Annotated in this window: 18 protein-coding genes and 1 pseudogene; 13 read left to right on the top strand and 6 right to left on the bottom strand. The window is 70.8% G+C overall.

The genetic code is table 11. From position 1 onward, the window contains the following. Nucleotides 1-79 precede the first annotated feature (79 nt). Nucleotides 80-1594 carry an MDR family MFS transporter gene (locus BQ8420_RS19390; RefSeq protein WP_087100554.1) on the top strand — a complete coding sequence of 505 codons (1515 nt, stop codon included), beginning with the start codon at nucleotides 80-82 and terminating at the stop codon, nucleotides 1592-1594. Between the two features lie 157 nt (nucleotides 1595-1751). Here BQ8420_RS19390 and BQ8420_RS19385 read toward each other — a convergent pair whose 3' ends face one another. After that, nucleotides 1752-2564 carry a class I SAM-dependent methyltransferase gene (locus BQ8420_RS19385; RefSeq protein ID WP_160049367.1) on the bottom strand — a complete coding sequence of 271 codons (813 nt, stop codon included), beginning with the start codon at nucleotides 2562-2564 and terminating at the stop codon, nucleotides 1752-1754. 118 nt (nucleotides 2565-2682) lie between these two features. After that, nucleotides 2683-5673 (bottom strand): BTAD domain-containing putative transcriptional regulator, encoded by a 2991-nt coding sequence (locus BQ8420_RS19380; RefSeq protein WP_087100552.1) that lies wholly within the window; start codon nucleotides 5671-5673, stop codon nucleotides 2683-2685. A 497-nt stretch (nucleotides 5674-6170) separates the two neighbouring features. Here BQ8420_RS19380 and BQ8420_RS19375 point away from each other — a divergent pair, with 497 nt between their 5' ends. From BQ8420_RS19375 to BQ8420_RS19330, 10 genes are all read left to right on the top strand, one after another. Beyond that, complete coding sequence (locus BQ8420_RS19375; RefSeq protein WP_087100551.1) at nucleotides 6171-6542, top strand: VOC family protein; 372 nt, start codon at nucleotides 6171-6173, stop codon at nucleotides 6540-6542. 138 nt (nucleotides 6543-6680) lie between these two features. After that, entirely contained in the window at nucleotides 6681-7724 is a 1044-nt protein-coding gene (locus BQ8420_RS19370) for a LacI family DNA-binding transcriptional regulator (protein ID WP_087100550.1), read from the top strand. Next, complete coding sequence (locus BQ8420_RS19365; RefSeq protein WP_235006371.1) at nucleotides 7721-8719, top strand: carbohydrate ABC transporter permease; 999 nt, start codon at nucleotides 7721-7723, stop codon at nucleotides 8717-8719. Before BQ8420_RS19370 ends, BQ8420_RS19365 begins: the two co-directional genes overlap by 4 nt. Nucleotides 8720-8721: 2 nt before the next feature. Beyond that, nucleotides 8722-9549 carry a carbohydrate ABC transporter permease gene (locus tag BQ8420_RS19360; protein ID WP_087100630.1) on the top strand — a complete coding sequence of 276 codons (828 nt, stop codon included), beginning with the start codon at nucleotides 8722-8724 and terminating at the stop codon, nucleotides 9547-9549. Nucleotides 9550-9609: 60 nt separating this feature from the next. Further along, entirely contained in the window at nucleotides 9610-10881 is a 1272-nt protein-coding gene (locus BQ8420_RS19355; protein ID WP_087100548.1) for an ABC transporter substrate-binding protein, read from the top strand. Nucleotides 10882-10928: 47 nt separating this feature from the next. Continuing rightward, entirely contained in the window at nucleotides 10929-12101 is a 1173-nt protein-coding gene (locus tag BQ8420_RS19350; protein WP_087100547.1) for an ADP-ribosylglycohydrolase family protein, read from the top strand. Next, entirely contained in the window at nucleotides 12098-13453 is a 1356-nt protein-coding gene (locus tag BQ8420_RS19345; protein ID WP_087100546.1) for an ADP-ribosylglycohydrolase family protein, read from the top strand. The genes BQ8420_RS19350 and BQ8420_RS19345 overlap by 4 nt, the downstream gene beginning before the upstream one ends. Further along, nucleotides 13450-15513 carry an SUMF1/EgtB/PvdO family nonheme iron enzyme gene (locus tag BQ8420_RS19340; RefSeq protein WP_087100545.1) on the top strand — a complete coding sequence of 688 codons (2064 nt, stop codon included), beginning with the start codon at nucleotides 13450-13452 and terminating at the stop codon, nucleotides 15511-15513. Before BQ8420_RS19345 ends, BQ8420_RS19340 begins: the two co-directional genes overlap by 4 nt. Next, nucleotides 15510-16718, top strand: a complete 1209-nt coding sequence (locus BQ8420_RS19335; protein ID WP_087100544.1) for a CaiB/BaiF CoA-transferase family protein — start codon at nucleotides 15510-15512, stop codon at nucleotides 16716-16718. The genes BQ8420_RS19340 and BQ8420_RS19335 overlap by 4 nt, the downstream gene beginning before the upstream one ends. Further along, on the top strand, nucleotides 16715-17554 hold the full coding sequence (locus BQ8420_RS19330) for a CoA ester lyase (protein WP_087100543.1): 840 nt from the start codon (nucleotides 16715-16717) through the stop codon (nucleotides 17552-17554). Before BQ8420_RS19335 ends, BQ8420_RS19330 begins: the two co-directional genes overlap by 4 nt. A 48-nt stretch (nucleotides 17555-17602) precedes the next feature. On the opposite strand, the gene BQ8420_RS19325 is transcribed toward BQ8420_RS19330, so the two are convergent. Beyond that, entirely contained in the window at nucleotides 17603-18142 is a 540-nt protein-coding gene (locus BQ8420_RS19325; RefSeq protein ID WP_087100542.1) for a M23 family metallopeptidase, read from the bottom strand. A 202-nt stretch (nucleotides 18143-18344) separates the two neighbouring features. Here BQ8420_RS19325 and BQ8420_RS19320 point away from each other — a divergent pair. Then, a pseudogene (locus BQ8420_RS19320) lies at nucleotides 18345-18740 on the top strand (SAM-dependent methyltransferase); the annotation flags it as partial. A gap of 17 nt (nucleotides 18741-18757) precedes the next feature. Here BQ8420_RS19320 and BQ8420_RS19315 read toward each other — a convergent pair. Next, nucleotides 18758-19237, bottom strand: coding sequence for a hypothetical protein (locus BQ8420_RS19315; protein ID WP_087100540.1), 480 nt, complete (start codon nucleotides 19235-19237; stop codon nucleotides 18758-18760). Between the two features lie 97 nt (nucleotides 19238-19334). Here BQ8420_RS19315 and BQ8420_RS19310 point away from each other — a divergent pair, with 97 nt between their 5' ends. Beyond that, complete coding sequence (locus tag BQ8420_RS19310; protein WP_235006370.1) at nucleotides 19335-21323, top strand: prolyl oligopeptidase family serine peptidase; 1989 nt, start codon at nucleotides 19335-19337, stop codon at nucleotides 21321-21323. A gap of 57 nt (nucleotides 21324-21380) precedes the next feature. On the opposite strand, the gene BQ8420_RS19305 is transcribed toward BQ8420_RS19310, so the two are convergent. Continuing rightward, entirely contained in the window at nucleotides 21381-22529 is a 1149-nt protein-coding gene (locus BQ8420_RS19305; protein WP_255404890.1) for an MFS transporter, read from the bottom strand. 91 nt (nucleotides 22530-22620) lie between these two features. Next, nucleotides 22621-23520 (bottom strand): ABC transporter substrate-binding protein, encoded by a 900-nt coding sequence (locus tag BQ8420_RS19300; RefSeq protein ID WP_087100627.1) that lies wholly within the window; start codon nucleotides 23518-23520, stop codon nucleotides 22621-22623. Nucleotides 23521-23561: the final 41 nt, after the last annotated feature.

Genomic DNA, 23561 nt, shown 5'->3' with positions numbered 1-23561 from the left:
CACAAACCATCCTGTCATGGTCTGCCAACATGGCACAAAGTGACATGATGAGGGCTGTAGTCACACAAGGAAGGCCCTCATGACCCAGGCCGACGACCGGGAACGGCTCCCGGACCACGACGCACCCGATCCCGCCGGAACAAGGCAGGACCGGGTGACACCCGTCATCACCGTGCTGGCGATCTCCGCGCTGCTGATGATCCTCAACGAGACCGTCCTCAGCGTGGTGTTGCCCCAGCTCATGAACGACTTCGGGGTCGGCGCCACCACGGTGCAGTGGCTCACCACCGGATTCATGCTCACCATGGCCGTGGTCATCCCGACCACCGGCTTCCTGCTGCGCCGGTTCACCACCCGCGCGCTGTTCCTCACCGCGATCGGATTGTTCATCGCCGGCACCGCGCTGGCCGTGGTCGCCTCCGGGTTCGCCATGATGCTGCTCGCCCGCGTGGTCCAGGCCTGCGGTACCGCGATCATCCTGCCGTTGCTGATGACCACCACCCTGCGACTGGTGCCGGTCGCCCACCGCGGCACCGTCATGGGCCTGAACTCCGTGGTCATCTCCGTGGCCCCGGCCATCGGTCCCACCGTCTCCGGGGCCATCACCCAGGCCCTGGGGTGGCGCTGGGTGTTCGGTCTCATGTTGGTCCTGGCCCTGATCACGCTCGCCCTCGGCCTGGCGTTCATCCGCCTGAGCGACCGGACCGAGAAGGCGCCGCTGGACACGCTCTCGGTCCTGCTCTCCGCCATCGGTTTCGGCGGTCTGGTCTACGGTCTGGCCTCCGCCGAGGGGCTCGCCGACGGAAGCGTCGTCCCGCTCGTGGCCCTGGTGGTCGGTGTGGTCGCCCTGGTGCTGTTCGTCCTGCGCCAGCGCGCCCTGACCCGCACCGGCGGCGAACTGTTGGATCTGCGCCCCTTCGCCGTGCGCAACTTCCGCGTCTCGCTGATCATCGTGACCGTGTGCATGGCGACCATGCTCGGCACCGTCATGGTGCTGCCGATCCACCTCCAGGTCGGCCTGGGGCTGAGCGTGCTCACCACCGGCCTGCTCCTGCTTCCGGGTGGGCTGATCCAAGGCGTGCTCTCACCCGTCATCGGCCGGATCTACGACCGGGTCGGACCGCTGCCCCTGGTCGTCCCCGGCGCCGTCCTGCTCGCCGCCGGACAATGGTGGCTGAGCACCCTGACGGCCCAGACCTCCATCACGGTGGTCGTGGCCATGCACGTGGTGTTCTGCGTCGGTATGGCGATGCTCATGACCCCACTGATGACGCTCGCCCTCGGTTCGCTGCCGCGCAGGCTCTACTCTCACGGCAGCGCGATCATGAACACGTTGCAGCAGCTCGCGGGCGCCGCCGGTGTGGCCGTACTGGTGACGGCCATGTCGATCGGTGCCGCCGCAGCGGGCACGGCCGACGCGGTCGCCGCCCAGGTCCAGGGCACCCAGGACGCGTTCCTCGTCGGCGGCTGCCTGGCCCTGGTGGCCGTGGTCTTCGCCCCCCTGGTGCGGCGCCTGCGAAGCGACCCCGACGCCGAACCCGTCGAGCCCTCCGAAGAACGGAGCGGAACGGACGCGGCGCGCGCCTCGGCCTGAGTCGTTGACCGCGTACCGGGGCCTGCCCTCGGGGTGGCACCACCCCGAGGGCAGGCCGTACGGAGATTCGGACCACGTGGGTGCCGCCGCCGACCTCCGGGGTGCGAGCGGTGGCCGGCGTGACCCTCGCGCCCGTCCCGCTCATCCGGGCACCCCTTCACGCTTCCCGGACCGGTCCCGGGTCGGCCCCTGGTTTACGTCCCCGGACGCACACGAACGGGAAGAACTGGACGCGCAGCCGCGGGTCGTGCAGGAGTTCGTGGAGCCGGCGCAACTCCTCGTCGGTGACACCGAGCGCGCGCAACGGCGGCGCCATCTGCGCCGCGTAGTTGGCGTACAACCGACACCCGGTCGAACCGCCCAGCGCGGTGTGGTGGTACTCCATCGAGTCCACCTCGGTCAGTCCCTCTTCGGTCATGGCCCAGTCGATCCCGCGGCCCCAGGAATAGTCCTGTCCGGCGCTGGGCGCCACCTTCCCGAGCCCGGGGCCCACCACCTTGTCGAAGAGCTCCGCGTCGGCGGTGGTGAGCGCGGCCAACGGCACGGTGAGCGGGTGGGTGAACTCGCCCAACACGAGCCGGCCGCCCGGGGCCAGCGCGCCCACCAGTTCGGTCAGGATCTCTCGACGACGTTCGAGGTGGAGGAGCAGCAGGCGGGCGTGGATCAGGTCGAAGGGACCTTCGTCGGGCAGTCCATCGTTGACGTCGTGCCGGTGCACGTGGGCGCCGGGCGCGTCGAGGTGGGTGGTGTCCAGGTCGACGGCGTGCACCTCACCGGTGGGGCCGACCCGCTCGACCATCCACCGGGCGAGCGAACCGTTGCCCGCGCCCAGGTCCAGGCAGCGCTGTCCCGGCCGGGCGGACACCGCTCCGATGAAGTCCCGGCTCAGCCCGTCGAACATCTCCGACAGGAGGTCGAGCTGCCCCTTGCCCAGGTCGGTGCCGGAATCGAACGCGTAGTCCGTGGTCATCGCTTCCCCTGACGTTCGCGGTTCCGGCGCGCCCCTGTCGGCACCGGATCCGGCCATGGTGCGACCGTGACCTTGCACGCCGCTTGCACGAGGTGAAGGGACCGGTGCGGCGGGTGGCTCAGCCGATGGCGATCCGGGATCGCACGCCCTCCGCCGCGGGCACCCCGAGCCGGTCGAACAGCGTCACCGCCCGCTTCCAGTGGTCGATCGCCGGCTCGTGCTCGGCGAGCAGCTTGTGGGCGTCGCCGATCCCGGCGTGGGCGTTGGCCTCGCAGTAGCGGATCCCGGCGGTCTCGGCGGCCTCCAGCGCGGCGTGGTGCTGGGCCAGACCCTCGTGGGGCCGTCCGTCGTGCCGGTACAGCTCACCGAGGGTGTTGCGGGCGCTGGGTTCGATGAGCCGTTCCTGGTGCTCCAAGGCCACCGCCAGGCATTCCTCCGCGCAGGCGAACGCCTCCGCGCGCATCCCCGCCCGCCAGTACACCAGGGCCAGCGGGTGCACCCAGGCCTGGACGAACCGGTTGCCGGTCTCGCGCGCCAGGGAACGGGCGAGCTCCAAGTGCCGTCGGGAACGGTGATCGTCGCCCAGAGTCCCGTACACCCAACCGGAGACCACCTCGGCGTCGGTGCGTCGCCCCGAGTCGTCCCCTTCGGCCAGGTCCAGGGCCTGGGACAGGTGGGTCAGCGCCTCCTCGTCGCGGCGCAGCATGTGCAGCAAGTGGCCCAGGTAGGTGTGGGCGGCCACCTGCCCGGACCGGCCGTCCGTCCCCAGCCCGGCCGAGCGCTCCTGTGCCCGGTACAGGTGGTCGAACGCCTCGGTGTAGCGGCCCAGGAACACGCACATGACACCGAGCTGGATGAGTTGGAGCGCCGATTCCGGGTCCTGGTCGGTGCGGGTCAGGCAGTCGTAGGAGCGGTGCATGTACGTCGTCGCCCGATCGAGCAGACCCAAGCGTCGGTACACCGATCCCAGGCAGCGGTTGGCGGTCGCCTCCCCGGTCAGATCGCCCAGCCGGCGCGCTGCCTCCAGTGCGGTGCGATGCACCGCGAGCGCCTCGTCGTGGTGGCCGCCCATGCTGAGGTGCCGACGCAGTGATCCGGCCAGGTCGACCGCCTCGCGCAGCGACCCGGTCCGGGCGGCGTAACGGGTGACACGCACCAGATTGGCGCGTTCGACGTCCAGCCAGCCGATCGCCTGGTCGGCTGTGTCGAACCCGCGGACCACCTCGGGCCGGGCCGGAGCCCGTCCCAGGGCAGGCCCGGCCCGGTCGTGCGCGGCACGCGTCGCGCTCGACACGGTGTGCAGATAATGCTCGAACAGATGCTCGGCGGCGGTCCGGCGTTCGGCCCGGGTGTCGTGCTCGCGGCCCAGGTCGAGGGAGTAGGCGCGCAACAGGTCGTGCATCCCGTACCGGCCCGGTCCGGACTCCTCCAGCAGGTGGGCGCGGAGCAGGGAGCGCACCACCGTCCGGGCCCCGGGCAGGTCCGACCCGGTCAGGGCGGCCGCCGCGTACAGGTCGAGGTCGTGGCCGGGATGCTCACCGAGCAGGCGGAAGGCGCGGGCGCTCTCGCACGGCAGCTGCCGGTAGGACCAGGACAGCACCGCTCGGACCGAGGCGCTCTCGTCGCCATCGGCGTCGAGGACGTCCAGGGTGTGCTGTGCGTCGGCGAGTTCCGCCGTCAGCGCCTCGATGCTCCGTCCAGGCCCGGAGTTGACCAGTTCGGCGGCCACCCGCAGCGCCAACGGCAGCCGGGCGCACCGCTCCACCAGTTCGGCGACGGCCGCCCGTTCCTCCTCCACCCGTGTCCCGATCAGGGTGCGCAACAGCTCCACGGCGTCGGCCCGGGGGAGTCGTTCCAGGGCGATGCGCCGCGCGCCCTCGCGCGCCACCAACCCCGACAGGGAGCTGCGGCTGGTGACCAGCACCTGGGCGGTCGATCCTCCCGGCAACAGGGGCCGGACCTGGTCGGCGGTGCGGGCGTTGTCCAACAAGACCAGGATTCGTCGACCGGCGACCAGGGAACGGAAGTGGGCGGCCCGCTCGTCCACCCCGGTGGGGATCGCGGCGGCCTCGACCCCCAATCCGCGCAGGAAGACGGCGAGCGCGTCCTCGGCCGACATCGGCGAACGCGGACCGTAACCGCGCAGGTCCACGTACAGCTGTCCGTCGGGGAACCGGTCCCGGGCCCGGTGGGACCAGCGCGTGGTCAGGGTGGTCTTGCCGACCCCGCCGCTGCCGGAGACCACACAGATCGGGACCGGTGGTCGTTCGGTGAGCAGTCCGTCCAACCGTTCCAGTTCGCTCTCGCGCCCGGTGAAGCCGCGAGCGTCGTGCGGTAGCTGAGCCGGGGGAGTGCGTCCGCCGCCGGGGGAGGCCAGGTCGACGGTGCCCCCGGCCAGGACCTGCTGTTCGACGCGGCGCAACTCCGGACCGGGTTCCTGCCCGAGTTCGGCCAACAGGACCCCACGGGCCTCGTGGTAGGCGGACAGGGCCCGGCCGGGGCGCCCGTCACGCTGGTAGGCGACCATCAGCAGGGCGTGCAGGTGTTCGTGGAGCGGGTTGCGCCGCACCTGTTCGACGAGTTCGCCGAGCACGGCGGAGTGTCGGCCGCGCGCCAGTTCGGCGGTGTACAGCTCTTGGAGGGCGACCAGGCGCCGCTCCGCCAACCGGTGGGTCCGGTCCGCCAGGGGAGGGGCGTCGACCCCCTCGAACGGCGGCCCGTCCCACAGGTCCAGGGCCCGGCGCAGTACTTCGGCGGCCTGGTCGGGCGCCTGCGGGCGCAGGGTGATGCCCTCGTCCAGGAGGGCCTCGAAGTGGTCGACGTCCAGTTCCCCGGGGTGGACCGCGAGCCGGTAGCCGCCGGGTTCGGAGATCAACCGTTCGGGGTCGGGCAGAAGCCGACGCAGCCGGTGCACGTGGATGTGCAGGTTGGACGCGGCCCGCGCGGCGTCCCGTCCATCCCACATCGCCTCGGTCAGGACGTCGGTGGGGACCATGGCACCGGCCCGGCACAGCAGGACCCCGAGCAATACCCGCTGTAGACGCCCTCTGACGGTCGTGGCCCGACCATCGGCGTGGATCCGCATCGGACCGAAGACCTGGAACCGCATGTGCTCGTCCCATGAATGCTCGGGTGCGGGCCCTCGCTCCCATGGAGAGCGAACGCCCTTCTCTCCCCTCCGACGGTAGTCCACCGACGCCCCGGCCCGCAGGTGAACAGGTGCGGGACAATGGTGGAGCGGGAACGAACGCCGCTCCCGCTCCTGGTTCTCGCCCTCGCTCGCCGGCTCGGCCTGGCCGGAGTCGCCACCGGAACCGATCTGGATCCCGAGCTCGGGCTTGGTCTTCCAACCGGCGTTGACGACCTTTCCACCAGGCGCAACAACCCGGACACCCGGATCCAGCCCGGACGAGGGGGACTACGAGGAGTGATCGCATCCGGGGTCGATGTCGCTATGCGGGACGGCGCTGCTGCTCATCGCCATGGCGGCGCTGAGCGGTCGTGCTCACCAGGGCAGGCCGAGCGGTACGTGCGGGAGAACGATGAGGTTCACCGGGCCGAAAAACCCATTGACCGGGTGGCCTCGCCGTGACAGCGTCGCTTCCCATGAGTCCGATCGCGAAGTTCAGCCTGGTCGCCATCGACAGCCGCGACCCCGTCGCCCTGGCCGAGTTCTACGCCTCGATCACCGGATGGCGGATCCAGCCGTGGCAGGACGATGGCTGGATCGAACTCGCGAGTGAGGTCGGAGCCACGATCGCCTTCCAGAAGGCTCCCGGTCACGTGCCACCGCAGTGGCCCGGCGACGCCCATCCCCAGCAGCTCCACCTGGACTTCGACGTCCCCGACCTGGACGAGGGAGAGCGGCGGGTGTTGGGGATCGGGGCCCGCAAGACCGACCTCCAGCCCGCCCCGGACAATTTCCGGGTCTTCCTGGACCCGGCCGGTCACCCCTTCTGTCTGGTCCGCGGGGCCTGACCGAGGTCTGATGTCTGACTTGACGGTCTCCGGGCGAGGACAGTAGGTTTCCCGGAAACGTTTCCAGAACCCCTCCGGAGTCGCGTTCCGACACGGCTGGAAACGTTTCCGATCCCCCTCGGTTCGACTGGAGCCATCATGACGTCCTCGCGAGCGACCCTGATCCAGGTGGCGGAACGGGCAGGGGTCTCCCTGTCCTCCACTTCCCGCGCCCTGCACGGCGGCGGAGCCAGCGCGGCCATGGTCGAACGCGTCCGCGCGGCCGCCGCCGAACTCGGCTACAGCCCGGACGCGATCGGGCGCTCGCTGCGGATGAAGAAGACGTTCCAGGTGGCCTTCGCCGTCGCCGACATCGGCAACCCCGTCTACGTCGAGATGATGGCCGCCATCCATCAGGTACTGGCCCCGCACGGGTACCGCGTGGTCGTGATGTCCACGGGGGACACCACGACCTCCACCACCGAGCTGGTCCGCAGCCTCAGCGGCGGTTTCGTCGACGGGATGATCCTGGTTCCACTGCGCACCGACGACGCCCTCATCCAGGCGTTGCGGGAACAGGAGGTCCCCGTCGTGGTCGTCGGTCGTCCCCTCGGAGAACACGGCCTCGACTCGGTCTCCACCGATTCGACCGACGGCATCGCCCGAGCCGTGAACCACCTGCGCGAACTCGGCCGGCGACGTATCGGTTTCCTCAACGGTCCCCTCGACACCACCCCCGGTCAGGCACGACAGCGCGGCTTCGACGCCGCGCACCAGGGCGGGGCCGTCGAGGTCGCCGAGGACTTCACCGTCGCGGCCGGAGTGGTCGCCGCCCGGCGTCTGCTCGCGGCCGGCGAGACCCAGGGGCGTCCGCTCGACGCGGTGGTGGCCGCCAACGACCTGCTGGCCATCGCCGTCATCCGCGCCGCACGCGAACGCGGACTGACGGTCCCCGGTGACCTGGCCGTCACCGGTATGGACGACACCGAGTTCGGCCGGGTCTTCCAGCCGAGCCTGACCAGCGTCTCCCTCGGTTCGGCCGAGCGGGGACGGGCCGCGGCCGGGATCATGCTGAGCCTGGCCGAGGGCCACCACGAGCGGACACGACAGATCGAGGTCGGGCCCGAGCTCGTCGTTCGGGAGTCCACCGACCCCACCGCCCTACCCGACGACATCGAACCCCTCTCCCTGGACTCACCGTGAGAACCCTGTCCTCCAAGGACCCCACCAAGGGCGGGAGAACCTCCTCGCCCGGCGGCCCGCCCACCGGCCGCCGCACCCCAGGCCACCGGAGACCTCGCCCCGGCGGCATGGCCCGCAACCGCCGTCGTGAGGCGGCCGCGCTGGTCATGCCCTCGCTGCTACCGATCCTGGTGCTCAGTGTCGCCCCGCTGGTGATGGGCGTGGCGTTGGCCTTCACCGACGCCCGCCTGGTGCGCAGTCCCGACTACGAACTGGTCGGGTTCGAGAACTTCACCAAGTTGTTCGATAACGGCTTCTTCTGGGAGTCGTTCCGCATCGGCATGGTCTGGGCGGTCTCGGTCACCCTGCTCCAACTGGTCGCCGCCATGGGCCTGGCCCTGCTGCTGAACTCGGGGCTGAGGCTCCAAGGGCTCACCCGGGTGCTGGCCCTGATCCCGTGGGCGATGCCCCCGGTGGTCGTGGCCATCATGTGGCAGATGATCTACTCGCCCAACGCCGGTCCGCTCAACGCGGTCCTGGACGGTGTGGGCCTTCCGGGCGACATCAACTGGCTCGGAGACTTCACGACGGCCCTGCCCGCCGTCATCGTCGTCGGCGTCTGGGTGGGCATGCCCCAGACCACCGTGACACTGCTCGCCGGACTCCAACAGATCCCCGACGAACTGCACGAGGCCGCCTCCATGGACGGGGCGAGCGCGTGGCGCCGCTTCGTGGACGTGACCCTGCCGAGCCTGCGTCCCATCATCGCCTCGATCACCTCCCTCAACTTCATCTGGAACTTCAACTCGTTCTCGCTGGTCTACGTCCTCACCGAGGGAGGGCCCGGCGGCCGCACCATGCTGCCGATGCTCTTCACCTACCTGGAGGCGTTCAAGAACCGCAACATCGGTTACGCCGCCGCGATGGGCGTGGTGCTCGTGACCGTGGTGGTCCTGCTCCTGGCCCTCTACCTGTGGTCGCAGTTCCGCCAGGACGACAAGGGCAAGGTGAGATGACCGTGCGCTCTCTCGTTCGACCCGCCCAGTACGCGGCCCTGGTCTGCTACATCCTCTTCCTGGGCTTCCCGCTGCTGTGGCTGCTCTCGGCCTCGCTCAAGACCTCCGCCGAACTCAACTCGCTCACCGTGAGCCTGCTGCCCCGCGAATGGCACTTCGACAACTACGTCCAGGCGCTGGCCCGCCAAGGCCTGGTGCGTTCGGCGTGGAACAGCCTGCTCGTCGCCCTCTCCTCCACGGCGCTGGTCATCCTCATCTCCCTGCCCGCCGCCTACGTCCTGGCGCGACTCAAGGGGCTGGTCCGGGCGTCCGGGATCGGCTGGATCCTGATCAGTCAGGTCTTCCCCGTCATCCTCATCATCCTGCCCCTGTTCCTGGTGCTGCGGACCATCGGCCTGACCGACAGCCTCGTCGGCCTGGTCCTGGTGCACACCACCTACACACTGCCGTTCGCGCTGTGGATGCTCCAGGGCTACGTCACCGGAATCCCGGTCGACCTGGAGGAAGCCGGAGCCATGGACGGCGGGGGACGACTGGAAGTCCTGCGCCGGATCGTGCTGCCCCTGCTGCTGCCCGGCCTGGTCGCCACCGCCATGTTCGCCTTCGTCTCCTCCTGGAACGAGTTCTTCTTCGCCCTCGTACTGCTCCAGTCACCGGAGAACTACACCCTGCCCATCACGCTGAAGATGTTCATCGGTGGTGAGGGCAAGGTCGCCTTGGGCCCGCTCGCCGCGGGATCGGTGCTGGCCGCCATCCCGAGCATCGTCTTCTTCTCCCTCCTGCAGAAGAAGCTCACCGGGGGCCTGATGGCCGGCGCGGTCAAGGGTTGAGCCACCCGCCGCACCCGTCCGACCCCCACTACCCCGCTCCCCTTGAGGAAAGGACCCCCCATGAACACCCGAGTCGCGTCCATCGCGGCCATTCCGGCCACGATGTTGCTCCTCACCGCCTGCGGAGGAGGTGACGGGGATGACGGTGGTGCGGTCACGCTGGAATTCCAGTCGCTCTCGGACCAGCCCGCGGCCATCGAGGCCACCGAACAGATCGTCGAGTCCTGGAACCAGGACCACCCCGACGTCCAGGTCGAGATCGTCCCCGCCGGCTGGGACGGTGTCTACGACAAGCTCATCACCCAGTTCAACGGCGGCGCCGCACCGGACATCATCCACTACGAGGCCGCGGGCATTGTGCCCTTCGCGGTCGACGGCTACCTCGCCGACCTGTCGGACCTGATGTCGGACGCCATGCGCGTGGACATCCCCTCCGGGATCCTGGACTCGGTGACCGTCGACGGACAGGTCGTGGCCTACCCGACGGAACTGCAGTCCTACGTGGTCTTCGCCAACCGCGGTCTGCTGGAGGACGCCGGGGTGCGGGTGCCCGAGGGCGAGACCATGACCTGGGAAGAACTACGCGAGATCTCCCAGGCCACCACTTCGGGTGACCAGTACGGCCTGGGCTGGGGCCTGTCGAGTCCGACGGCCGCGTTCATGTCCATGGCACCGGCCTTCGGAGGCACCTTCTTCGACGGTGCGGGATCCGACGCGGGCCTGATCATGGAGGAGGGCGAGATGGCCCTGCCCGAACTGGTCGGGGAGATGGCCCACGACGACGAGTCCGTCCAACCCGTCAGCCTGACCCAGGCCGGCTCCGATGTGCTCGCCTCCTTCTACGCCGAGGACATCGCCATGACCGTCCAAGGGTCGTTCCAGGCCGCCAACATCGAAGCCGACGCGCCCGAGGGCCTCGACTGGGTCGTCCTGCCCCCGCTGGAGGGGCCGGCCGGTCCGTGGCAGGCGGCCAACCCGCAGACCCTCTCGGTCAACGTCGACTCCGAGCACATCGAGGAGTCCGCCGAATTCCTCGAATACTTCGCCTCCACCGACAACCTCGCCGAGCTCAACGAGGCCGACGCCCTCATCCCGGCGACCGAGTCCGCCCGCGAGATCATGGGCACCTCCCTGGCCGAGGAGCCCGGGTGGGAGGCCATCCTCGAGTCCGCCGACCACCTGGAGTCCTCGCCGTTTCTGTTCGTGGACGCCTACCCGCAGTGGAAGGACACCGTCGCCACCCCGGCCTACCAGAGGTTCCTGGCCGAGGAGATCGACGCCGACGAACTGAGGGAGGAACTCCAGACGGGTTGGGACGAGATCACCCAATAGCGATCCCGAGGACGCGCACGGCGTCCACTGACGAAGGGAAGTGACCCGTGGACTGGTTGCAGGACCGGGCGGTGGCCGTCATCACCGGCGCCGCGGTGGGCGACGCCTTGGGCGGCGCCACAGAGGGATGGACACCCGAACAGATCGAGGAACGGCACGGTGGCAGGGTCACCGGGATCGTCGGACCGTGGTACGAGAACTGGCGCGACGCCCGCCCGATCGCGCCCTACCACAAGGGTGATGGACACATCACCGACGACACCCTCATGACCCGGGCGCTGGTCGAGGTGTACGCCAAGCGTCGCGAGCACCTGGACGCCTACGCCATGGCGGAGGACCTCGTGCCGCTGATGATCGGCGAGCCGCGCTGGATCCCCGAACTGGAGTCGACGGCCCTGCTGTTGCAGAGGGTCTTCCTCGCCGAGAAGTGGATCGTGGCCCGGCTGCACTACGGGCACGTCGACCCCCGTGAAGCAGGGGTCGGCAACGTCGTCAACTGCGGGGCGGCCATGTACGTGCCCCCGGTCGGGTTGGCCAACCCGGGTGATCCCCGCGCCGCCTACGCCGAGGCGATCGACCTCACCGGTGCACACCAGTCCAGCTACGGCCGCGAGGCGGCCGGGGTCTTCGCCGCGATGGTCGCCTCGGCCGTCGCACCCGGAGCGACCCTGGACGACGTCGTCGCCACGGCGTTGGAGGTCTCCCACGACGGGACCAGGGCCGCCCTGGAGGCGGTGGTCAAGGCCTTGGGCGGTTTCGGCGACCCGCCCACCGACGACGAGGGCGAACGCGCCCTGGCCCGGCTCGTCCGGAAGACGGTCGCGCCCTTCGATTCGGTGGGACCCGAGTACCGGAACATGTCCATGGACGCGCGCCGGCCCTCGCGGACCAAAGCGATCGAGGAACTTCCGGCCGCACTGGGTCTGCTCCTGGGACACCGCGGCGACTACCGCGGGTCGGTGCTCGCCTCGGTCAACTACGGGCGCGACGCGGACTCGATCGCGGTCATGGCGGGTGCGATCTGCGCCGGGCTCGGTGGGACGCCGGCGGTTCCCTCGGAGTGGGTCGACTCGGTGGAGGTGGCCAGCCGGATGGACATCCGCGCGACCGGCCGCCTCATGGCCGAGGCGGCCACCGACATCCTGCGGACCGACCGTGACCGCGCCCGTGCCCGACTGCGGGTGCTGGACACCCTCGAAACCGGGGGTGGACCCGCGTGAGACTCACCTGGGCGCAACCGGAGGACCTGCTCGCCCACGAACTCGTCCAGTCCGAGGCCGAGGGGCGCGACGTCACCGGCGTCCGCGAGACGTGGACGGCGGCCGGGGGCGACCCGGTCCCCGCCGTGGGCGGGGCCGCGCCCACGGCGGCCGGCCCCGGCCTGCGGGCGCTGGCCCGCGACCTCCTCGACGCACTCGACGACCTGCCCGGCCCCGACCTGCCCGACTCATGGTCGGAGGTCGAGGCGCTGCTGCCCACCGCTCCGGCCCGGGCACCGCTCCCGCACGACCTGCCCGAGCGGGTGCGCGGGGCCTGGGCCGGACGCGCCGCCGGGTGCCTGCTCGGCAAACCGGTGGAGAAGATCCCCCGCCAGGGCATCGAGGAGATCCTGCGCGCCACCGGCCGCTGGCCCCTGGACCGCTGGTTCACCGCCATCGGCCTGCCCGACGACGTCGCCGGGCGGTGGCCCTGGAACCGGCGCAGCGCGGGCACGTCGCTGGAGGAGAACATCGACGGCATGCCCGAGGACGACGACCTCAACCACCCCATGCTCGCCCTCATCCTGATGGAACGGCACGGGCGCGACTTCACCACCGACGACGTGGCCGCGCTGTGGCTCGACCTCATGCCCGCCGGCCGTGTGTTCACCGCCGAACGCGCGGCCTACCGCAACATCCTCGACGCCCGCCCCGTCCCGGAGACCGCGACCCACCACAACCCCTTCCGGGAATGGATCGGGGCCCTCATCCGAATGGACCTGTACGGGTGGACCCACCCCGGCGACGTGCGCGCCGCGGCCCGCCTGGCCTGGACCGACGCTCGACTCAGCCACACCCGCGATGGCGTGTACGGCGCGATGTGGGCGGCGGCGCTGGCCGCGTCCGCCCTGACCCACGACAAGGTCGAGGACGTCCTCGACACCGCCCGTGCCGTCCTGCCCCCGGGCAGCCGCGTCGTCGAGGCGGTCGACCTGGGTCGGGACGCGGCCTCCCATGGCGACGTCCGTTCCGGCCTGGACCGGTTGCACGCGGCCTACGGCGACCTGCACTGGGTGCACGTGCTCAACAACGCCGCCACCATCGCCTACGCCCTGGCCAAGGGCGAGGGCGAGTTCACCCCGAGCGTGTCGATGGCGGTCACCGCCGGTTGGGACACCGACTCGGCCGCGGCCACGGTCGGCGGCGTGGTGGGCGCCCTGCGCGGCTTCGACCGCGTCGGCGCGCAGTGGACCGACCCGTTGGACGGGCGCATCGACACCTCACTGCCCGGCGGGGAACGCCGAATCGACGACCTCGTCGCCCGCACCCTCGCCCTCGTCGAGCCCGATCCGAACTCCCCGAGGACCCCATGACCTACACCTTCGACCCCTTGGTCCCGCGCCCCATCGATCGGCCCACCGAGGTGCCGCTGGAGGGGGACCCGACCTCCGAACGCCTCGCCGAGCTCGACGACGCCAAGATCTTCGCCGCCCCCGACCGGGCCGCAGACCGCCCCGCCTGGCGGGCGCGACTGCACGCCTGGCGCGAGGACGCCCGCACGCGACACCACTACGACGACGCGGCCTACTCGCGCCCCGAGGCGGCCTGGGCGGCCCGCTGCCACACGGTCGCCCAGGTGTGGCTGTGGGACGAACTGCTCTACTCCTTCACCGAACACCGCTTCACCCCCGAGCGGTTCCTGGCCGACGCCCGGGCGCGCTTCGGCGGCCTCGACGCCCTCGTGCTCTGGCACGCCTACCCGGTGATCGGCCTGGACGAGCGCAACCAGTGGGACCACTACCGCCAGGTGCCCGGGCTGGCCGGCCCCGACGGACTGATCGCCACCCTGCACGCGGCGGGGGTGCGCGTGTTCGTCGACTACAACCCCTGGGACGTGGGCACCAGGCGCGGCGCCGACGACGTCACCGAACTCGCCTCGCTCGTGGCCGACCTGGAGGTCGACGGCGTCTTCCTCGACACCCTGAAGAAGGCCGAACCCGAACTGGTGGCCCGGCTGGAAGCGGCCAGGCCCGGGGTGGTGCTGGAAGGGGAGTCCAAACTGTCGGTGGAACGGATCCAGGACCACTCCGCTTCCTGGGCCCAGTTCTTCGCCGACTCTCCCGTGCCCGGTGTGCTGCGCGCGCACTGGTACGAGCGCCGCCACATGCAGCACCACGTGCGGCGCTGGCATCGGGACCACACCGAGGAGCTGCGGTCGGCCTGGCTCAACGGCGTCGGCCTCATGGTCTGGGAGGTGGTCTTCGGCGTGTGGGTGGGCTGGTCGGCGCGTGACGCCACCACCCTGGCCCGCATGGTCGCCGTCCAACGCGCCGCCGGCGACCTGCTGTTGGCGGGGGAGTGGACCCCGCTCACCGCACTGCACCCCGACGCGGAACCGGCCGGGGTGTACGCCTCCCGGTGGGAGCGCGACGGTCTCACTCTGTGGACCCTGGCCAACGTCTCCGGAACCGATCACGACGGTCCGGTGCTGCCGGAGAGCGGTGCCGAGGGCGGGATCGAGGACGGGGCCTTCTTCGACCTCACCGGCGCCGGCCGGCTCGCCGCCGACGGGCACACGCTCGTGCCCGCCCACGGGGTGGCCGCGCTGTTGCACGTGGCTCCGGGGACGGCCGCGCCCGAGTGGCTTCCCGCTCTGTTGGAGGAGCTCGCCCAACGACCGCACACCCCCGACGCGCGCTTTCCGCACCGTCTCGCCCACCGACTCACCCCGCCGGCGCCGCCGTTGGAGCGCACCGGTCCGGGACCGGAATCGGACGCGGTCGTCGTCCCGGCCGGCCCCTACGTGCTGACCGTGCGCCACCGGGGTCGCGAGACCGGCATGTATCAGGGCGCACCCTACGTCGACGAGTGGAAACCGCTTTCCCCGCGTCTGCACGACGCCCGCACCCTCCAACGCGACGGAGAGCTCGACCGGCCCGTCGCGGTGGCCGCCACCGAGGTCACCAACGCCGAGTTCGCCGAGTTCCTGGGCGCCACCGGCCACACCCCGAGCGTGGCGCACCGCTTCCTCGACCACTGGGACGACGGCCGCCCCGACCCGACCGCCGACGAGGAGCCGGTGACCTTCGTCGACCTCGACGACGCCCGCGCCTACTGCGCCTGGCGAGGCGGACGCCTGCCCACCGAGGACGAGTGGCAGCTCGCCGGTGAACAGGGCGGACTGCGCCGAGGCGAACCCGCGGTATGGAACTGGACCGAGAGCGAACACAGCGACGGGCGCACCCGCTTCGTCATGCTCAAGGGCGGCAGCGACCACCACGCCCACGGATCCGACTGGTACGTCGAGGGTGGCCGCCGGGCCCCCGACCACAGCGTCAAACTCCTACTGCCGGGCCTGGGCCAGGCGCGCTCGGCCACGGTCGGCTTCCGCTGTGCCTGGGACCTGCCGCGAAAGGAGGGAGAACCCGCGTGACCGTCTCCCGCGACCCCGACCGCGGAGCCCTGTCCGGGCTGCGCGTCGTCGACGCCTCGACGCTCTTCGCCGGCCCCATGGCCGCCCAACACCTGGGCGACATGGGGGCGCACGTCACCAAGGTCGAACACCCCACCAAACCCGACCCGGCGCGCACCCACGGGGCCGCCGCCGACGGCGTCAACCTGTGGTGGAAGACCCTGGGCCGCAACAAACGGACCGTCACCGCGGACCTGTCCGGGCCCGGCGGGCGCGAGGTGTTCCTCGCCCTGGCCGAGCGGGCCGACGTGGTGATCGAGAACTTCCGTCCCGGCACCCTCGAACGCTGGGACCTGGGCTACGCGGAACTGGCGGCGCGCAACCCCCGCCTGGTGTTGGCCCGGGTGAGCGGGTTCGGGCAGGTCGGCCCCTACCGCACCCGTCCGGGCTTCGGCACCCTGGCCGAGGCCATGAGCGGGTTCGCCGCCATGACCGGCGAACCCGAGGGTCCGCCCACCCTGCCGCCCTTCGGGCTGGCCGACGGCATCGCCTCCCTGGCCACCGCCTACGCCGTCATGGTGGCCCTGTCGGCCCGGGAGCACACCGGCCGCGGCCAGGTCGTGGACACCGCCATCATCGAACCCGTCCTGGCCATGCTGGGACCGCAGATCACCCGTTGGGACCGGCTCGGCACGGTCCAGCCGCGCACCGGCAACCGGTCGGTCAACAACGCCCCGCGCAACACCTACCGCACCCGTGACGGTCGCTGGGTGGCCGTCTCCACCTCCGCCCAGTCGATCGCCGAACGGGTGGTGCGCCTGGTGGGCCGCCCCGACCTGATCGAGGAACCGTGGTTCGCCACCGGGGCCGAACGCGCCCGCCACGCCGACGAGCTCGACGAGGCCGTGGGCTCCTGGATCGCCGAGCACACCCGTGAGGAGGTCGTGGCCGCCTTCGAACGGGCCGAGGCGGCCGTCGCCCCGGTCTACGACGGGGCGGACATCGTCGACGACCCGCAGTTCCAGGCGCTCGGCACCGTCCACCGGATCGAGGACCCCGACCTGGGACCGACCCTGATGCAGGGGCCGCTCTTCCGTCTCTCCGAGCACGACGGCGTCATCGGGTTCACCGGCCGCGCCCACGGCGCCGACACCGACGAGGTCCTGGCCGAACTCGGCTTCTCCGCCGCCCGCGTCGCCGAACTGCGTGAGGAGGGTCAGGTGTGAACCGCACTCGACCCCCGGCCCCACCGCTCACCCTGCTGTACACCCCCGCCGACCGCCCGGACCGGGTGGCCAAGGCCCTGGCCGGAGACGCCGACGTCGTCCTGGTCGACCTGGAGGACGCGGTGGCCCCGGCCCACAAGGGCCGGGCACGGACCGAGGCCGTCCGGCTGCTGTCCCGGGTGAACAGACCGGTGCAGGTGCGCCTCAACCACCCCGACACCCCCTGGCACACCGGCGACGTGGCGGCCCTGGCCGAACTTCCCGCTCATGTGGGAGTGCGGGTGCCCAAGGTCGAGACCCCCGACCAGGTGCGCACCCTGGCCGCGCTGCTGCCCGGACGGGAGTTGCACCTGCTGATCGAGTCGGCGCTGGGGGTGGAACGCGCCTTCGACCTGGCCGGGGCCGCGCCCGCCGTGGCGTCGATCGCCCTCGGCGAGGCGGACCTGCGCTCGGACCTGCGCGTCTCCGACGACACCGGCCTGACCTGGGCCCGAGGTCGTGTGGTGGTCGCCGCCCGCGCCGCGGGGCTGCCGCCGCCGACCATGTCGGCGCATCCGCACGTGCGCGATCCCGAAGGGCTGGCGGCCTCCTGCGCGGTCGGGCGCGACCTGGGTTTTTGCGGCCGTACCGCGATCCATCCGGCCCAGCTGCCCGTCATCCGGGAGGCGTTCCTGCCCACTCAGGGGGAGGTCGACCGGGCTCGCGAGGTCGTCCAGAAGGTCACCGAGGCCGAACTCGCGGGTGTGGGGGCCATCGCCCTGGCCGATGGCACGTTCCTGGACCGGGCGATGCTCGACCAGGCTCGCGCCGTCCTGACCCTGGTCGCGACCGACTGAACACGAACCGCCCCGCTCCCGGATCGGGAACGGGGCGGCCCGGAGATGTCAGCAGCCGGTGCTGCTGGTGATCGTGGTGTTGCCGTAGTAGTAGATCTCCACACCGTTGAGCACGACCTCGACGACCGTGCCGCCGACGCGCTGTTCGTAGTGCAGGTGCGGTCCGGTGGAGCCGCCGGTGCTGCCCACGGTGCCGATCGCGGCGCCGGTGGAGACGCTGTCGCCGACCGCCACCGACTGGGTCTGCAAGTGGGCGTACAGGGTCGTGACGCCGTCGCCGTGGTCGACGATGATGTAACGGCCATAGCTCTCATCGCCCAGGTCGGCGACCGTGGTCACGGTGCCCGAAGCGCTGGAGAGCACGCTCTGCCCTTGGGCGTCGGAGCGTTGGAAGTCGACGGACAGCAGCGGGTTGTGGTTGGTACGGGTGTTGGCGTTCCAGACCTGTCCGCATTCGAAGGGTGTGCGCAGGTTCAGGTCGGCGACGGACAGGTCATCGGCCGAGGCGCCCGCGGGGGCGAGCACGCTCAGGAACAGGGTGGCGGCGGCCGCGGTCGCGATCCGCTTGAGGGTTCGGGGGAGCTTCATCCGGGTCCTTTCTCGCAGAGCGGGGTTGCGAGACCCCACGAGGCGGCTACCCGATCACCGGCCACGAACTCGTCCCTATGTCGGTTGTTTTCGTTGGAGCAGGTCATCACCGAAGAATTTCTTCGACCGCACCCCCGTCCGCCGATGCGGTCTTGTTCCATGGGCGTGGAAACGGAAGGATGCGAAGGCGTTCTTCCCCCTCGACAACACCCACGAGGTCGCCCACGCGGTGGCCCCCGGATCCCGGGTGGTCTACGTCGACAACGACCCCATGGTCCTGGCCCACGCCCGCACGATCCTGGACGCGGAGGGCTCGGGCGAGGTGCACTACGTCGACGCGCTGCCCTCGGGAAGTTTTCTGGCCTTGTGCGACGGCACGTCCACCAGCGAACCGATGATCGAGGCCGCCCGCCGGTGGAACGAGGTCGCCGCGATCCCGTACCACCTGCGCACGCCGAAGGAGATCGAGGGCTTCTTCGAGGGGCTGGGACTCCTGGAACCGGGCGTGGTGTCGGCGAACCTCTGGCGCCCCTGCGACAGCGAGACCGATACGCTCACCGAGGTCGACCAGTACTGCGGGGTGGCCCGCACACCCTGACCCGGCCACCGGGCCGGTCAGCGGACGCGCAGGGCCAGGAACGCGGTGACGGCCGCGGCGACGAGCAGGATCAGAGTCGCCGGGCCGAACGTCATGGCGGCCAGGCCCAGACCGATGTTGGCCCCGATGCCCGGAGCGGTGGCGATCATCCACCACACGCCGCCCATCATCGGGATCGGGGTCAGCAACAGGATCACCAGGCCCCAACGAGGCGCGAGCCGACCGCAGGCCACCGCGCGCACCAGCAGGATCGCCATCGCCACGGTGAGCAGCAGAGCGCCCACCCCGAGGAGGGTCTCGGCCCAGGCGGGGAGGGTGAGCGGGTCGATGGCGTAATCGGCCTCCGGCAAGGGGAAACCCTCGGCGGCGGCGACCTCCTCGGGACGGGTGTAGGTCAGCCACCAAGTGGAGATCGCCGATCCCACCAGCAGCGCGACCGTCTGTAGAACCGGGACCGATCGGGGGCGGTGAGGGGTGTGAGTCGAGGTCTCGTTCATGCCCCCATAGTGGTCGAACCGGGGCCCGGGCCGCGTGAGTGCGCGTACTCAATGCCCTGACAATCTCCGAGACGGTCGCCCGCGATAACGTGAGGCGGTGTTCTCCGACTTCAGTGACATCGAAGCCTTCGTCCGGATCCCCCGAATCTCCGCCGTGTCGGTCGGCCCCCGAGGTCGGGTGGTCGCCGCCGTCTCCGAGCCCGACGAGTCCGGTTCGAGGTTCGCGTCGGCTCTGTGGGAACTCGACCCGGAGGGCTTGACCCCGGCCCGCAGACTCACCTTCTCCGAACGCGGAGAGAGCGCGCCGCGGTTCGCCCCCGACGGTTCGTTGCTGTTCACCTCCGGGCGCCCGGACCCCGAGGGCGGGCAGGGAGACGACATCACGGCGATCTGGCTCCTGCCCGAGCACGGGGAGGCGAGCCCGGTCGCCCGAACCGCCGGAGGTCTGCACGTCGCCGGGGTCGCGGACGACGGTTCGATCCTGGCGACGACGAGTGTGACGGTCGGCGCGGGCCTGGCCGATGACGCCGGTCGCCGTAGCGCGCGCAAGGACGCCGGACAGTCCACCATCTGGCACACCGGCATGCCGGTCCGCCACTGGGACCACGCGCTCGGCGACCTCAGCCCACGCCTGGTGCTCGTCTCCCCGGACGGTGAGATCACCGACCTGACCGAAGACGCCGACACCGTGGCGCTGAACGGTGCCGCGGCCGATCTGTCCGCGGACGGTCGCACCGTCGTGACGACCTGGACCGAACGGGTCCGGGGTGGGCAGACTCGCACCGACATCGTCCTGATCGACACCGTGACCCACAAACGGACCACCCTGCTGGCGGCCGACGACGACCAGGAGTACGGCTCCCCGCTGCTCTCTCCCGACGGCGCCCACTGTGCGGTGACGCGGTGGACGATTTCCACCCCCACCGACACCGGTTACGGCTCCCTGTGGATCCACCCGCTGTCGGACGGCGCACCGGTGAGCGTCGACGTCGGTGACCTCACGATCCGCGAATACGCGTGGCGCCCCGACGGAACCCTCCTGGTCGCCGGTGACCTGCACTCCTCCGGCGCGGTGCTCACCGTGGACCCGCGCACCGCACGGGTGCGGACCCTGGTGGACGGAGCGGTGTTCTCCTCCCTGGCCCCGGCGCCGGACGGTTCCGTGTACGCGCTGCGTTCCGACATCGCCACGCCTCCGCGACCGGTGCGGTCGACGCCGGAGGGTGAATCGCGCGAACTCCCGGCGCCCGGTTCGGTGGCGGCGTTGCCGGGCGATCTGGAACGGGTGTGGACCGAGGTCGACGGTGTGCGCGTCGGTGCGTGGCTGTGCCTGCCGGAAGGCGCTTCCTCGGCCGCTCGGGCTCCGACGATGTTGTGGATCCACGGCGGACCGCACACCTCCTTCAACGCGTGGAGTTGGCGGTGGTGCCCGTGGTTGTCCGTCGCCCGCGGCTACGCCGTGCTGATGCCCGACCCCGCCATGTCCACCGGCTACGGGAACGCCGGTCTGAATCGAGGTTGGCCCAGGCGGCCGGACGTGGTCTATCGAGAGTGCGAGACGCTGCTCGACCAGGTGCTGGAGCGCCCGGAACTGGACGCCTCCCGCACCGCGCTCCTCGGTGCGTCCTTCGGCGGCTTCATGGCCAACTGGATCGCTGGACACACCGATCGCTTCTCGGCGATCGTCACCCACGCCGGGCCGTGGGCGCTGGAGCAGCAGCACCGCACCACCGACGCGGCGGCGAAGAAGATGCGCGTGCACGGCCACGAGGAGGACGATCCCGAGTGGTACCGCGTCAACTCCCCGCACAACGGCGCGGCGCGTGTGAGGACCCCGGTGTTGATCTCGCATGGGGACCGGGACTACCGGGTGCCGATCGGTGAGGCGTTGCGGATGTGGTGGGATCTGGTCTCGGGTTGGGACGGCCCGCCGGAGACGCTGCCGCACCGGTTCCTGCAGATGACCGGCGAGAACCACTGGGTGCTCACCCCGTCCAACATCCGCGTGTGGAACGAGGCGGTGCTCGCGTTCTGCGATCAGCACGTGCTCGGGGCCGACCCGGTCCCCGACGTCCTGCCCTGGTGAACCCCGCGACTTCGCCTTGGCGGTGTCCCTCACCTCGATCGCGCCGTTGTCGCTGATCTAGGGGGTCTTCGGGCTGATCGGCGATTCGGCCCTGGACCCGAGCGGCCCACGAATCCCGGCGCCTCCCCACACCGCCACCAGTAGCAGGATCGCGAGCAGCGGCGCCAGTGCCGTGGCCGCGAAACCCGCGCCGGGCGCCAGGTCGTACAGGGGCACCCACACCACCGCGGCCAGGGCCCCGCCGAAGAACTGGAAGGACAGCGCGAGCGAGGTCGCCCCCGCCCGGTTGTCGGCGGTGCTGGTGGCGGCCACCGAGTTCACCGTCGCCCGCATCGCCGTGACCGACGCCCCCACGGCGATGACCCCCACCGTCATCGCGGCCACCGAAGGCCCCAACGCCGCCGTGACCAGTCCCACGGCCAGCACGGTGTTCGCGATGAGTCCGAGGGTGATCGGTCCGAGCCGGTCGAGCGCGCGTCCGACGAAGTCCGCCAGCAGCAGTCCCGCGATCCCGAAGGAGGAGGCGACCAGTCCGCGCGCCAGGGGCCCCAGGCCGAAGACGTCCTCGGCGCGCAGAGCGGAGAGCACCGTGAGGCCGACGGCCGCCAGGTAGCACAGGAAGGCCAACGCGCAGGCCAGGGCCAACCGTCGATTGAGCAGGGAGCTCCAGCTCGCCCGGCCGGTCGCGCGGCGTCCGGTGACGGATTCGTCGGGTGGAAGCAGGATCAGCGCCATGGCGCACAACGCCGGTGCCACGAAGGACAGACGCCAGTCCACGAACCCGGCCACGCCACTGATCAGTGGGCTGAAGGCCTGGCCCATGGCCTGCCAGGCGGCGAACCACCCCATGGAACGCCCGAGCCTGTCGTGGGGCACGGAGTCGGTGATCGCGGCGATCAACAACGGTGTGGTGAAGGCGTTGGTCGCGCCCTGCAACACCCGGGACGCCAGGAACAGCTCCATGGTGGGGGAGAACGCGCACAGCGCACAAGCCAGCACGAACACGGTGAGGGAGACCTGTATGGTGCGGCGCCGCCCCCATCGTTCGGCGAGTGTGCCCGAGACGAGCATGAGGGCGGCGAAGGGGACCATGTAGGCGGTCACCGCGCTCGCCGCCAGTTCCGGTGTGGAGTCGAGGCCCTGGGCGACCTCGTGGAGGATCGGTGTGACCATGGTGCTGCCATAGGGTCCCAGGGCCCCGCCCACGTACAGGGGCCATACCCGCGTCCGACGCAACGTTGGGCGCCTTCCTGAAGAAGGCGCCCCGGCCGGGGCCGGGGCGCCGATGAGCGGGGGTTCAGACCTCGATGTCGAAGTTCTTCACGAGGTTGTCGAAGGCGGATTCGTCCTTGATCAGCCCCCAGCCGACCATCCAGTCGTAGGTGCGTTGGAACTGGTCCTGCGGGTACGGGGCGGGCTCGACGAAACGCAGACGGTTGAGCGGGAAGTCCTCCGGGGTGAGCTCCTGGATCTCCGGCGGCACCTCTCCGATGAGGTGGTGCAGGTAGGGGCGGGGGTCCTCGTTCAGCTTGTGCACGGCCCGCACCACGGCCCGGTTGACCGCCTCGTAGGTCTCGACGTCCACCTCGGGACCGGCGATCTCGGAGCCGATGTAGAAGGCCTCCGACAGGAGCTTGAACCCCTGCTTTTCCGCGACCGTGATCCAGGGCTCCATCAGGGCCGCCGCGTCCACCCGGCCATCGCGCAGCGCCTCGAAGCGTTGCTGTGGGCCACCCGCGTGCACCACCTTGATCTCCTCACGGGGCAGGAAACCCTCCAGGCTCTGCAACGCCAGGTAGTGCGAACCGTGGTGGAAGTTCACGGCCACGGACTTGCCGGCCAGGTCGGAGGGGTGCACGTCGGGGGAGTCCGGGCGCACCAGGATGGCCTGGCTGCCCACGGCCGCCCGCTTGCTCACCACACGACCGCCGACGGAGGTGTCATCGGCCCGACGGATCTGTCCCCACTCGCAGGCGCGGTAGAGGTCGGCCTCCCCGCTCTCGAAGTTGGACTTGGTGGTGCCGAACGCGCTCACCAGTTCGTGGTCGTCGAGGTAGGAGAGGCCGGCGTCGGCGTAGCCCTTGGGGACGAAGGAGACCTCCACCCCCTCGTCCTCGTAGTAGCCCTCGTCCTTGGCGACGAGTTGGGGCAGGGAGAAGACCAGGGACAGCAGTTCCATGGTGATCTTCTTGGGCATGGTGGTGTCCTTCGTGTCGTGTGCCGATGCCTTCGGCACGT

Origin of the sequence: Nocardiopsis sp. JB363 (genome assembly GCF_900143625.1) — a bacterium.
In the GTDB taxonomy this organism is placed as follows: domain Bacteria; phylum Actinomycetota; class Actinomycetes; order Streptosporangiales; family Streptosporangiaceae; genus Nocardiopsis.
The sequence above is the reverse complement of the archived record's forward strand: the minus strand, read 5'-3'. Positions and strand labels throughout refer to the sequence as shown.

Bases quoted from the DNA above. Each gene is read 5' to 3' on its own strand.
- BQ8420_RS19390 (WP_087100554.1), top strand. From the start codon at position 80: ATGACCCAGGCCGACGACCGGGAACGGCTCCCGGACCACGACGCACCC.
- BQ8420_RS19385 (WP_160049367.1), bottom strand. From the start codon at position 2,564: ATGACCACGGACTACGCGTTCGATTCCGGCACCGACCTGGGCAAGGGG.
- BQ8420_RS19380 (WP_087100552.1), bottom strand. From the start codon at position 5,673: ATGCGGTTCCAGGTCTTCGGTCCGATGCGGATCCACGCCGATGGTCGG.
- BQ8420_RS19375 (WP_087100551.1), top strand. From the start codon at position 6,171: ATGAGTCCGATCGCGAAGTTCAGCCTGGTCGCCATCGACAGCCGCGAC.
- BQ8420_RS19370 (WP_087100550.1), top strand. From the start codon at position 6,681: ATGACGTCCTCGCGAGCGACCCTGATCCAGGTGGCGGAACGGGCAGGG.
- BQ8420_RS19355 (WP_087100548.1), top strand. From the start codon at position 9,610: ATGAACACCCGAGTCGCGTCCATCGCGGCCATTCCGGCCACGATGTTG.
- BQ8420_RS19340 (WP_087100545.1), top strand. From the start codon at position 13,450: ATGACCTACACCTTCGACCCCTTGGTCCCGCGCCCCATCGATCGGCCC.
- BQ8420_RS19325 (WP_087100542.1), bottom strand. From the start codon at position 18,142: ATGAAGCTCCCCCGAACCCTCAAGCGGATCGCGACCGCGGCCGCCGCC.
- BQ8420_RS19315 (WP_087100540.1), bottom strand. From the start codon at position 19,237: ATGAACGAGACCTCGACTCACACCCCTCACCGCCCCCGATCGGTCCCG.
- BQ8420_RS19300 (WP_087100627.1), bottom strand. From the start codon at position 23,520: ATGCCCAAGAAGATCACCATGGAACTGCTGTCCCTGGTCTTCTCCCTG.